Annotated in this window: 15 protein-coding genes; 13 read left to right on the top strand and 2 right to left on the bottom strand. The window is 41.9% G+C overall.

What is annotated here, in order from left to right:
• The first annotated feature begins 31 nt into the window (after positions 1-31).
• The 3 genes from OKW21_RS14965 to OKW21_RS14955 all read left to right on the top strand — a co-directional run bounded on the left by OKW21_RS14965 (position 32) and on the right by OKW21_RS14955 (position 1302).
• Positions 32-508, top strand: coding sequence for an integrase core domain-containing protein (locus OKW21_RS14965; RefSeq protein WP_277479515.1), 477 nt, complete (start codon positions 32-34; stop codon positions 506-508).
• Positions 509-625: 117 nt separating this feature from the next.
• Positions 626-922 carry a type II toxin-antitoxin system HigB family toxin gene (locus OKW21_RS14960; protein ID WP_277480451.1) on the top strand — a complete coding sequence of 99 codons (297 nt, stop codon included), beginning with the start codon at positions 626-628 and terminating at the stop codon, positions 920-922.
• A gap of 11 nt (positions 923-933) precedes the next feature.
• Positions 934-1302: a helix-turn-helix domain-containing protein gene (locus OKW21_RS14955; protein ID WP_277480450.1), complete on the top strand. Its 369-nt coding sequence runs from the start codon at positions 934-936 to the stop codon at positions 1300-1302.
• 103 nt (positions 1303-1405) lie between these two features.
• Here the strand turns inward: OKW21_RS14955 and OKW21_RS14950 are convergent, their stop codons facing one another.
• Both OKW21_RS14950 and OKW21_RS14945 read right to left on the bottom strand, forming a co-directional pair.
• Positions 1406-2536, bottom strand: coding sequence for a transposase (locus OKW21_RS14950; protein WP_277480449.1), 1131 nt, complete (start codon positions 2534-2536; stop codon positions 1406-1408).
• A gap of 8 nt (positions 2537-2544) precedes the next feature.
• Positions 2545-2949 (bottom strand): transposase, encoded by a 405-nt coding sequence (locus tag OKW21_RS14945; RefSeq protein ID WP_277480448.1) that lies wholly within the window; start codon positions 2947-2949, stop codon positions 2545-2547.
• A 264-nt stretch (positions 2950-3213) separates the two neighbouring features.
• Between OKW21_RS14945 and OKW21_RS14940 the strand changes: the two genes are divergently transcribed.
• From OKW21_RS14940 to OKW21_RS14900, 10 genes are all read left to right on the top strand, one after another.
• Positions 3214-3375 carry a DUF433 domain-containing protein gene (locus OKW21_RS14940; protein WP_338130057.1) on the top strand — a complete coding sequence of 54 codons (162 nt, stop codon included), beginning with the start codon at positions 3214-3216 and terminating at the stop codon, positions 3373-3375.
• An 88-nt stretch (positions 3376-3463) separates the two neighbouring features.
• On the top strand, positions 3464-3697 hold the full coding sequence (locus OKW21_RS32725; protein ID WP_420870108.1) for a DUF5615 family PIN-like protein: 234 nt from the start codon (positions 3464-3466) through the stop codon (positions 3695-3697).
• A gap of 594 nt (positions 3698-4291) precedes the next feature.
• A complete protein-coding gene (ltrA, locus tag OKW21_RS14935; protein WP_277480447.1) occupies positions 4292-5662 on the top strand; it encodes a group II intron reverse transcriptase/maturase in 1371 nt (456 codons plus the stop codon).
• A gap of 796 nt (positions 5663-6458) precedes the next feature.
• The gene (locus OKW21_RS14930; RefSeq protein WP_277480446.1) at positions 6459-6788 is read left to right on the top strand and encodes an ArsR/SmtB family transcription factor; all 330 of its coding nucleotides are present in this window, start codon (positions 6459-6461) and stop codon (positions 6786-6788) included.
• A gap of 105 nt (positions 6789-6893) precedes the next feature.
• The gene (locus OKW21_RS14925; protein WP_277480443.1) at positions 6894-7541 is read left to right on the top strand and encodes an arsenate reductase/protein-tyrosine-phosphatase family protein; all 648 of its coding nucleotides are present in this window, start codon (positions 6894-6896) and stop codon (positions 7539-7541) included.
• 4 nt (positions 7542-7545) lie between these two features.
• Positions 7546-8904 carry a protein-disulfide reductase DsbD family protein gene (locus OKW21_RS14920; protein ID WP_277480442.1) on the top strand — a complete coding sequence of 453 codons (1359 nt, stop codon included), beginning with the start codon at positions 7546-7548 and terminating at the stop codon, positions 8902-8904.
• Between the two features lie 18 nt (positions 8905-8922).
• Positions 8923-9375: a DinB family protein gene (locus OKW21_RS14915; RefSeq protein WP_277480441.1), complete on the top strand. Its 453-nt coding sequence runs from the start codon at positions 8923-8925 to the stop codon at positions 9373-9375.
• The gene (locus OKW21_RS14910; protein WP_477099974.1) at positions 9335-9574 is read left to right on the top strand and encodes a GDCCVxC domain-containing (seleno)protein; all 240 of its coding nucleotides are present in this window, start codon (positions 9335-9337) and stop codon (positions 9572-9574) included. The genes OKW21_RS14915 and OKW21_RS14910 overlap by 41 nt, the downstream gene beginning before the upstream one ends.
• 33 nt (positions 9575-9607) lie before the next feature.
• Positions 9608-10684 (top strand): ACR3 family arsenite efflux transporter, encoded by a 1077-nt coding sequence (arsB, locus tag OKW21_RS14905; RefSeq protein WP_277480439.1) that lies wholly within the window; start codon positions 9608-9610, stop codon positions 10682-10684.
• Positions 10684-11736, top strand: a complete 1053-nt coding sequence (locus OKW21_RS14900) for an ArsO family NAD(P)H-dependent flavin-containing monooxygenase (protein WP_277480437.1) — start codon at positions 10684-10686, stop codon at positions 11734-11736. Before arsB ends, OKW21_RS14900 begins: the two co-directional genes overlap by 1 nt.
• Positions 11737-11871 lie beyond the last annotated feature (135 nt).

Below are 11871 nucleotides of genomic sequence, written 5' to 3'. Positions count from 1 at the left end.
GCTATCTTATTGGTTCATTGAGTTGGGTATTATGCCGGTGTATTCTGATCCTTCGCACCCTGAACAAAACGGACGGCATGAGCGCATGCATCGTGATTTGAAAGCTGCTTGCGCCAAACCTTCAGCTTATGATTTAAGAGTACAACAAAGACGTTTAAATTGTTTTGTAAAGGAGTATAATCATGTAAGACCCCACGAAGCTTTGGAGATGCAAACGCCTGCTTCCGTGCATGAATTTTCTACGCGTCCTTTTCCGGAAAGAATCTCCAACTTTGATTACGACTCAGAACTGAAAGTCTTGAAAGTAAGCAGGAACGGCTCTGTACGATGGGGCTCTTACAACTGGGTGTATGTATCCGCATCATTGCAAGGAAAATACATCGGAGCTTTGGAGATGGGCAACGGAATTTGGCGTGTGTTTTACAGAAATGTATTTTTAGGATACTTTAATGAAAATGAATTAAGAACTAAAGAACAATCAGTAAGGCTTGAAACGAATCTAGTGTAAACCTTAATCTATAACTTGTGTAAAGGATGTATCTTAACGAACATGAAAAATAAAACCAGATCATTAGTTCCCAAATATGGAACTTTTGTTATCTTTGTTCGTAGAATTTTACTATGAATGAAAAGAATATTTGCAAAGAGTACGCTCAGAGATTATTGGGAAAAGCATGCGGATTCAGAACAACACTTAAAGACATGGTATGATACAGCTATGAATGCTGATTGGAAAAGTCCGAGTGATGTAAAAAACACTTATGCTAGTGCGAGTATTTTAAAAGACAGTAGAATTGTCTTCAACATCAAAGGAAACTCATACAGATTGATAGCAAAATTTAACTTTGAGAAACAGTGGATATTTATCCGTTTTATAGGAACTCATGCCGAGTATGATAAAGTTGACGCCAATACGATCTAAAAATAAATAGTATGGATATCAGACTTATAAAAACTAAAGATGATTATCAGCAAGCATTAAAAAGGCTTGAAGAAATTTTTGATGCACCTATCGGAACAGTTGAAAGTGACGAAGCAGATGTATTAGGACTTTTAATAGATGAATACGAGAAGAAGTATCATCCTATAGAAGCTCCTGATCCTATTGAGGCTATCAAGATAAGAATGGAAGAAATGCAGTTGAAGCAGAGAGATCTAGTGGATGAGATTGGAGGAAAGAACAGAGTTTCAGAGATTTTAAATAGAAAGAGAAAATTGACTTTGGAAATGGTGCGGAACTTAGCGACACGGTTGAATCTATCAGCAGCGATATTGATTAAAGATTATCAAATCTTAAAATGAAAAAGTACGGTTGATAACAAAAGTGGCTGATGCGCACCCCCCTTTTCTACTATGACAGATTTATTTTTGAGTAAAAGCGGAACCTATCCGGAATCTTTTCACCTCAGCTCCAGCAAAAAGAAGGTATATTGAAAATAGCTGATATTTGCCCTTCCAGAGCATTTACCTGGGCTATTACCCTCTTTTTAGAGAAATTGAGGTACTTTTTGAGATTGTAACTAGCTGCGGCTAGTACAAAATTCTTGTGAGCCAGCGCAAGACCTCGAGTATTGATTTTTCTCATGCCCATGAAGTTGATTAGGGTTCCTAGCACTGGTTCAACGGTAGCTTGCCTTCGCTTCTTGAGGTATTGACCTTTACTACTTTCTACTCTTGCAATCATGCGCTCGTACTCTGCTTGATATGCGGTTTTATCTATCCTCTTTTCATATCCTTTACCAATGCATTGAATTTTTATTGGGCAGCCTTTACAGTCTTTTCTTTTGGTGTAGTAGCGTTTCTTGAGATTTCCCCGCTCAATGTAGTATCTTCTAAAAGAGGCTTTTTTACCTTGAGAACAAATCCATACATCCTCTTTATCATTATATACAAAGCCTTCTAATTCCTGCTTATAGGTTCCATGAGCAGGAATATAGCCCTCAATGCCATGCCTTTCTAGAATAGCATAGTTTTCTCCATTGCTATAGCCAGTATCGGCCAAAAGCCTATCAATTTTCAGATCATGTTTTTTGAGTCTTTGCATCAGGTTCTGAAGAAGCGTGGGTAGAATCTGACAATCTTTTTTATCCGCAAAATCAGCTTGGATATGACTAATAACATGATGAGAAGAATCCACAGCAATTTGAGCGGCATAGCATAGCTGGCGCCTTTTTCCTGGCTTAACAGCTACTCTGGCTTCTGGATCAGTAGGTGAGTAATGAAGTTTATTGCTTAGGTATTTGCTCCTTTCATCAGTCCCACCGGGTCTTCTTCTTTGCTTCTCTGTCCAGTTTTTCTCTCTGGCAGCAATATCTTTGAGTTTACGCTTGTTAACCGAGATGTATTTGTAATCCTCATCTTTTTCTTGCTCACTATCACTTTTATTTTCTGTTGAGTGTTGCTCTTGGTTCTGCTTGAGTACCTTTTTAAGATGATTCTTGGGGGTATCAGCAGGAAGTTTTTGCTCCAGGCTATCTAAAGATGCATTCGCTTTGACATAAGCAGAATCTACTGCTTGTGTATGTCCAGATACCATACCTGATGCTACACAAAGTGAAAGCACCTGATCAAAGACCTTCCATCGTGGAGCGACTCAAAAAGTGCTTGCGGTAATCGCTGTCTTGTACGGCTAATAGTACTGTGCCAAGGGAGTTCTTCGTCTATATCATATTCCAGAAAATAGAGAATATCAAGCCGCATAGAGCAATGTTGCATCAACTGCCTGTCAGAAATGATGTTCTCCAGATATCCTACCAGCATCAATTTGAAAAAGACAGCAGGATCAATTGACTTTTGCCCGCAGCTACCATAGTAAGCCTTAGTTTTTTCCTGGAGGAAATCCAGGTTCAAAACATTTTTCAGCCTTCGGTAAAAATTATGCTCCGGAACTCGGTTGGCTAGATTGAATTCCGTAAAGAGCTTAGGTTGGTAGTATTTCTTACCCAGCATAGAATAAGAGGTGGTTTATACTATTAAGATAAACCTTTTTCCTCTATCTTGGAATAGTTGTGCAACAAGCACAAAATGCAGCAGCTATTGCTCCGGCTGCGCCTCCGCCAGCCGCTGTATCGGTAGTTAGAGTGCCAAGCTAAAAATTAACAAAGGCAGGATAAAATCCGTAAATTTGATAAAGTCAAATTCAAAAAGGTGAACTTACTAAATAGAATTACAATAGATCCGCAGATATGTCATGGCAAACCATGTGTATGAGGTATGCGATGGCCTGTAGAAGTAGTTATTGATATGCTGGGATCTGGAATGAGTATAGAAGCGATTTTAGACGATCATCCTGAATTGGAAAAAGAAGATATATTTGCCTGTTTGCAATACGCAAAGCTCTCCCTTTCAGGACACAACATTAAAGAGGTAGCTTAATGAAGTTTCTCTGTGATGTTCATATATCCTATAAAAGAGTAAAATATTTCAGGTCATTAGAATTTGAGGCTATTCCGTAAATGAAGTTTTGGATAAATGGCATACAAAGGATGGAGATATTAGCACCTATGCTGATGAAAATGATTTGACTGTTCTTACAAAAGATGCTGATTATAGAAATAGCTTCCTGATCAGTAATACCCCCAAGAAATTAGTAAAAGTTAATCTTGGTAATCTCTCCACCTCCATTTTGATAGATGTAATTTCTGAAAATCTGCAAGCAATACAGAAATTATATTCAAGTAGAGGATTTATGATTTAGTTGGATCAGGACTCAGTAACATTTATAAAAAGAGAAACCTAAGCCAGGCACTAACAAGCCATAAGCGCAAAGCTACGGCTCTGCCTTCGCAGCTCCTACAGTAACCGTTAGTGCGCCACGAAGTGGTGCCATTCCAGTGGGTGAGAATCCCACCAAGGTAATTGACTGTTCACCTTGAAGAAAAACAAACAGTCATACCCGTGAGGGTATTGCTGAAGCTTTGTTCTTTCAAATAATCAAGCTGTAATGCGGAAGCGTGGGGGCGGCCCCCCGCAACCCGTAGTAGCTTCGAGAGGTGTACCCGCAGTATGGGGAGAGTGTTAACGGTCTCGAACCCTGTCATACCAAGAGGATTAACAGTCGCATGAATCTTAGTAAGCTGCCGGAGTCCTAGGGATAGCGTGATTATAGATGGAATGACATTAAACGTGGGAGATCTGTAAGTTCATAGGGTGGCTCCCGAAAACTAGGTCCTATAAGTATAACGAAGTGGACAAGGGAACTTGCAGAAGTCGGAGGGGCACATAGTACCGTAGATGACAGAGACAACAAAACTCTGTTGGAGGGAAGGCGCCCTACTTTAGAGAAGCTTATATGGAAGACAGAACGACCTATATTGATGCAAATCTATTAGTAAGTCCATCACTTTGTGATGAACGTGTTCGTGTATTTCAAAGGAAGCTATACATTAGAGCCAAGCAAGAGAAGGATTTCAAAGCTTATAGTCTGAAGGACAAAATTTGCCTGGACTACGTGCTGATAGAATCCTGGCGCAGAGTAAAGCAAAGTTACTCAACAGGTAGGGGAGTAGACAAAGTCAGCTTTGCAGATATTGAGATGTACGGAGTACATCAATATCTGACAGAGATACAGACTGAAATACGAACCGGCACCTATCGCAGTTCCCCGGTAAGACGGGTGGAAATTCCAAAAGAAAAGAAAGGAGAATTTCGTTTGCTAGGAATTCCCACCATCAAGGACAGAATTGTCCAGATGGCAGCAAAGATGGTCATAGAGCCATTATGGGAAGCAGACTTTATTTCTACATCTTATGGATTTCGGCCCAAGAAGGGAGCGAAAGATGCGGTCAAACAGATCAAGAGAAACTTGTTTGATGGACACAAGTTCATCTACGATGCGGACCTGTCAAAGTATTTTGACACCATCCCACACAACAAGCTTTTCATTCTTCTGAAAGAACGCATTAGCGATGGTGGAATACTGGACTTGATTGGGCAGTGGCTCACATCCCCGGTACAACTGGAAGATGGAGAACTACTGGCCTCAAGACAAGGTACTCCACAAGGTGGTGTGATATCACCTCTGTTGGCTAACATTTACCTGCATGCCTTTGACCGGATTGTCAATAATCCAAAAGGGAAGTTTGCGAAAGCAAACATTCGTATAGTGCGATATGCGGATGACTTTGTTCTGATGGGAAAACAGCGGTACAGCAGAGATATACTCCGATACATCGGATATCTAATGTACCGAATGGGACTCAAATTGAATAAGGAGAAAACAAAGATCCTTCACATCAGCAAGAGTAGTTTGTACTTTCTGGGTTTTGAGTTTCGTATGGTGACGTCCAGATTCCTAGAAGATGGAAAGAGGTATACGAACATACGGCCTAGTCAGAAGTCAAGGAAGAAGCTATTTACAGGTATCCGGGAGCTACTGGCAAAACGGAGACACTGGAAGATAGAGCCTATGATTTACAAGCTCAATGGACTGCTGATAGGGTGGTTGAATTACTTCTCAATTGGTAGAGTGACCCATATCTGGAAAACCATCAAAGCGATCATCCAGCACCTGGAGTTTAAGTTGTACAAATGGTTGAAGAGAAAAGGGAGGAGGGCGCATAAGTCGCTACGCCAGCGACCTTACAGGAATCTGGTTAAACACAAGAACCTGTTAGATATGGAAAAGTATGCGCGCCTGAAAACGCTTGCGAAAGCTCAATGAAGAACTCTGTCGGTAAGCCGGATGAGGGAAAACTTCAAGTCCGGTTTGATGAAGGGGTCACTGATAGTCTACAGAATTTGCTATCTTTTAGCATGTTTAATAGTAGGCTATCAGGGCCTACTCTACGCGCCAATTTGAAGAAATGAAAAGGATAAAAATATTTACTCTTCTATTTTCCCAATTAGCTTCTTTGGGATTTTTACTTAATCGCTTCTTTTTGAGCCAATAACTGAAGGTGGAAGTCTTGATACCCTGCTCCAGACAAAACTCTTTTGTGATTTGCCGCTCCTGTGAAAATCATCTAACAGAGTCAGCATTATTTCTTGATGTTCCATAACTTGGCTTTTATCTCAAAAATAGCCATCAGTTATTACAAGAAAATATGTACTTGGACGGGGTGATACATCAATTTGATATTTCGCTAGCATGTAAAACCTGATTTTGAAGTCTGTTTTTAATTTGCATGAATTTTATAAAAATCATTAACAATGCGCTTGGCCTACTTCCTTTGTCATACCTGATTCTGAGAGCAAAAAAACTCCGCTGTAATAAGAGCACCTGACCTCGTGGTAGAGCTTATCTCAAAATGAGGTATACTATTTCTTACAGGAGGGGTTGGGCTTATGGGGTTTGGCACACCGGCAGGTTAGAGTAAGCTTTATGAAAACGATCATGAATATCAATTTGAAAATTTCTATCCCGAAGGTTAACTGACAGGAGGACATTAAAAATTAAAGGGAGTAACCCTTGCCATTCTTAAATACTCATCGTTACTTTACGATAACTAAAGTTTATTATGGGAATCAGTAAGACAGCAGTATTTAACCAGCGGCAAAACAAGATCGCTCAGTATGCGAAAGCACTGGCGCATCCGGCCAGAGTAGCGATCATTGAATTTTTACTTAAGCATGAGAGTTGTTTCTGTGGAGAACTGGTAGAAGAGTTACCCCTTTCACAGTCTACCATATCCCAGCACTTAAGGGAATTGAAAAACGCAGGCATCATCAAAGGAGAGATTGAAGGCCCAAGAATTGGGTATTGCATCAATGAAGAAGCCTGGGAGGAGGCCCGTGATGTAATGATCAACCTCTATGCCTCTTTAACTCCTAAGAAAAACTGCTGCTAAAAAAAATTTATGTGTCCTTATCGTATTATTACAATAACACAATTAACCAAGGCGACTATGAAAACTTTTTCTCTATGTCTATTTATGTTATTAACCTTGACAGCTATGAATTCCAATGAAACTAAACCCGGGGAGCTAAATGCTTCCCTACAGCCTTACGTAGATCAGATAACCTCTGAATTTGACCAAATACCAGAAGAGCGAAAAAGAGCGCTTACCAAATTAGCCTTATATATTTCTACCAAACAAAACTCAGGAGAGGCAGCTAAGCTCACTTTTATCTGTACCCATAATTCCCGTCGCAGCCATATGTCTCAGCTCTGGACTCAGGCGGCTGCGCATTTCTATGGTGTGGAAGGCGTGGAGACCTATTCAGGAGGAACTGAGGCAACCGCCTTTAATCCACGAGCAGTGAAGGCCATGAAAAAAGCAGGTTTCAATATCACGACTGTGAAGCAGGGAGATAATCCGGTATATGCGGTAAACTATGCTGAAGGTGTACCTACTGTAGAGGCTTTTTCCAAGAAGTATGATGCCCCCGAGAATCCACAAAAAGATTTTGCAGCCATTATGACCTGCTCGGAAGCGGATAAGAACTGTCCTCTCATTCCCGGTGCCTCATTGCGCATTCCTGTTCCCTATGACGACCCTAAGGAGTTTGATGGCACAGCCCAGGAAGAAGCCAAATATGATGAGCGTTGCCATCAGATCGCTAGGGAGATGTTCTTTATGATGTCAAAAGTGAAGTCATAGTACAATGCTTAAAAAGCTCATACTTACTACATTAATGCTGTGCATGTTCCTAAGTGGGCATGCACAATCAGTTTTTGATACGATGAATACCTGGGTGGGGGAAGAACTGGCCACTTCTTCCGACCTCGGTAGCTACTTTTTTCTATTGCTAGGCGGAATTTTGGCAAGCCTGCTGCCTTGTGTGTATCCGGTATACCCGCTCACCGTAAATTTCTTGAGAGGCAGGCAAAGCAGTCTTGGAAAATTTGCTCATCCTTTGGTTTACTATATTGGGTTGGCAGCCACTTATCTGCTTTTTGGCATTCTTGCTTCTCTGACCGGAGGGATGTTCAATGAAGTTTTACGACTGCCTATCGCTAATCTTTTGATTGGGGTACTACTTTTCGTCATGGCACTTGCCACAGTAGATTTGCTGCATCTTCCTTTATTTGGAGGACAAATGGATAGTAAGCAGCAGGGGCTGGGAGGAAGCTTGCTGATGGGTGCCGGAGCAGGCATATTGTCTTCTGCCTGTGTGGGACCAATTGTGGTAAGTATACTTTTATCCATCGCCAGTACTTCCACTACAGTCACCCTTGGCATGACGCTAAGCGCAGCCTTCAAAATGCTGCTGTTTGGAATGGGAGTGGGACTACCAGTGCTACTGCTGGGAGTATTTGGCCTGAGCCTGCCTAAAAGTGGCAAATGGATGTTGTATGTACAATGGATATTTGCATTGCTCATTGGCTACTTTGCGCTTGGCTATGTGGTAAAAGCATTAAATATCTGGGGCTTTGAAGATACCAGAGCTTCTTATCTGGTATTGAGCGCACTGCTATTTGTCTGGGCTGTCTATAAGCTGCAAGCAAAAGCAGTAGTCAGGCAACTCAGAATGCAGCAAGCCTTATTTGCACTGGCCGCCGTACTTGGCTTTTTCCTGATGGGCTCACAAATGATAGTACTACCTGTCTCAGCAGGCAATGCTGCTAATGTAAATGTGGCATCATCTTCTACTGTATCTGCCATTGAGCAGAAAGGAGAATTAAGCTGGTATCTGGATAAAGGATTAGCCTATCAGCAGGCAGCTCAAAGCGGTAAGCTTGTGTTCGTAGATTTTCATGGGGACTGGTGTACCAACTGCAAAGCATTCCAAAAAATGACGCAAGAAGATATGGCGCTCAATGAGGTACTACAAAATGCAGTACTCTATAAGGTCTATGATACATCTGCTGAGTTTGAGAAGTACAGAAATGATGAGCGCTTTCCGGAGCTTAAAATCGGTATCCCATTCTTTTTGATTACCGATGCGGAAGGAAATGTGATATACAAAACGAATGACTACACCAGAACAGACGAAATGATGTTGTTTTTAGAGGAATTGTAAAAGTAAATGAACATGCGTATGAAAACGACAGAAGCCTTTCTACAAAGCTGGGCGGAAAGCAGAACCAGGTTCAGTAATCAGCTAAGCCATATTTCGCAAGCAGACCTGCGAAAAAAATTAGGCGATAGTCCAAATTCAGCAGGCTTTCTGATCCGTCACATTGCCGATGTAGAACTCTTGTTTGCCAAAAATATATTTGGAGACAGGGCCTTAAAAGTATCTGCCAAAACTGTGATGGCAGGTAAAGACACAGGCGAGTGGACACAGCTAGAGGAATTACTGGACTACCAGTTATATGCTTTTGAAAGTCTTAAGTCCATTGTTGAAAAACAAAAGGATGAAGATTGGGAAATGAAAGTCAGCACAAAAGAATTTGGTGCCAAAACGAAGGCTGAAGCTATGGGCAGAATTAGTTCTCATACTGCTTATCATGCAGGCCAGCTTGCTATCGTACTCAAATATGGGAATTGAATTAAGCTCCGTGATCAAATGCCCTAACTGCCATGTCAGCAGTAAAGAAGAAATGCCCCAAAATGCCTGTCAGTATTTTTATGAATGTAAGCATTGTAAAACTGTGCTGAAGCCCCAAAACAGTGACTGCTGTGTCTACTGTAGTTATGGGTCAGTACCATGTCCTCCCGTACAGCAAAGTAGGGGGTGCTGCTCATGAAAAAGATAAATTGTTTAGTGAAAATTGAACTTCATGAAGATTAAAGAAAAACCACAAAAGAAAAAACTTTCCTTATTAGACCGCTTTCTTACCCTCTGGATTTTTATGGCTATGGCTGTAGGTGTGGCTTTGGGAAATCTGATCCCTGATATAGAAGGGTTTTTTAGTCAGTTTCAAGCGGGTACAACTAATATACCCATCGCTATCGGATTGATAGTGATGATGTATCCCCCCCTTGCCAAAGTACGCTATGAACATCTGGGTAAAGTTTTCAAAAATCTTAAAGTCGTAAGCCTGTCATTGGTACTTAACTGGGTCATAGGGCCGGTGCTCATGTTCCTGTTAGCGATAACGTTTCTGAGTGACTATCCTGAGTATATGATCGGACTGATCCTCATTGGTCTGGCCCGTTGTATTGCCATGGTATTGGTGTGGAATGATCTGGCACAAGGAGATAAGGAATATGCCGCTAGTCTTGTAGCACTTAATAGTATCTTTCAGGTCATCTTTTATAGCTTCTTCGCCTGGCTGTTCATTACCGTATTGCCACCCTACTTTGGTATTGAAGGCTCTGTGGTCAACATCAGCATGGGAGAGGTAGCCGAGAGTGTATTCCTCTATCTGGGCGTTCCATTTTTAGCTGGTTTTCTGACACGCTACTTCTTCGTTAAAACCAAGGGAGAACAGTGGTACGTAGAAAATGTTATTCCCAGAATTAGTCCGCTGACCCTGATTGCCTTGCTTTTTACGATTGTAGTGATGTTTAGTTTTAAAGGGCAGACGATTGTAGATATCCCGCTGGATGTGCTACGCATTGCAGTCCCACTGATGATTTACTTCGGACTGATGTTCGTATTAAGTTTCTTATTAGCCAAAAAGCTGGGAGCCAGTTATGCTGAAAACACTTCAGTTTCGTTTACCGCTACCGGAAATAATTTTGAGCTGGCGATCGCGGTGGCGGTAGGCGTTTTCGGAATAGAATCAGGACAAGCTTTTGCCGGAGTAGTAGGGCCGCTCATTGAAGTGCCTGCATTGATATTGCTGGTCAATCTTGCTTTCTGGTTTAGAAAAAGGTTATACGGAGACAAGACATCAAATGTAGAATCCTGATGGAAATCTATGATGTGATTATCATTGGAGGAGGGCAGAGTGCTTTGGCAGTAGGTTATTATCTGCGAAGAACTGACTTCAGGTATCTTATTCTGGACAAAGAAGAGAAGTCAGGAGGAAGCTGGCAGCATTATTGGCAATCGCTTCGGCTCTTTTCTCCAGCCACTTATAGTAGTCTTCCCGGAACAATAATGCCCGGGGGTGCGGATTACTACCCAAGCCGGGAAGATACGCTGGACTATCTTCGGATGTACGAAGAGAAATACCAGCTGGCAGTACAAAGACCTACTTATGTGGAGAGAGTTGAGAAGGTAAAAGGGCTTTACCAACTGAAGACTAATCAGGGTGAATTCCGGACTAAAGTAGTAGTAAGTGCTACGGGAAGTTTTACCAAGCCTTTTATTCCTCAGGTTCAGGGTATGGAGAATTTTGAAGGCGATATTTTGCATTCCGCTGCATATCGGTCCCCTGAACCTTTCAAAGATCAACGGGTGATCATCGTGGGGGAGGGGAATTCAGGTGCGCAGATCCTTGCCGAAGTCAGTCAGCATGCGCAGACCAGCTGGCTGACATCAATAGAGCCTTCTTTTCTGCCTGATGATGTGGATGGAAGAGTGCTCTTTGACAGGGCCTCAACTCGGTATGCAGCTCAGAAGCAGGGGGAAAGTTACCGTCCTCCTTCTTTAGGAGATATTGTCATGGTGCCCCCAGTGAAAGAAGCCAGAGAAAGAGATGTTCTTAAAGCCAAGCCTACCATTGAACACTTTAAAAAGGATGGCGCAGTACTTCAGAACGGAGAATTCGTCAAAGCAGATTCGGTCATTTTCTGTACTGGATTTCGCCCTGCGCTGGAGCATCTTAAACCATTGAATGTAATAGAAAACAATGGTCGGATACTCACTAAGCAAACCAAAGCTTTGAAAATAGAGGGTTTATGGCTGGTAGGCTATGGAAGCTGGACTGGTTTTGCTTCTGCTACATTAATTGGAGTCGGACGAAGTGCCAGACACACTGTACAGGAAATTGAGCGATATTTATCTGCATCTACTTAAATATAACTGAATTTTTTGTCCTCAGAGGCTGTGATGCCAGAGTGAGTGCTGCGCTTGTTAGCAATGCGCTTGGCTTAATTACTTGGGTCCATTCGCTACGTAAGGTCGGCTATCCCAGTCATAGCATGGGTGGGA

Origin of the sequence: Catalinimonas alkaloidigena, from assembly GCF_029504655.1 — a bacterium.
Classification (GTDB): domain Bacteria; phylum Bacteroidota; class Bacteroidia; order Cytophagales; family Cyclobacteriaceae; genus Catalinimonas; species Catalinimonas alkaloidigena.
This window is presented reverse-complemented; position numbering and strand designations above follow the sequence as displayed.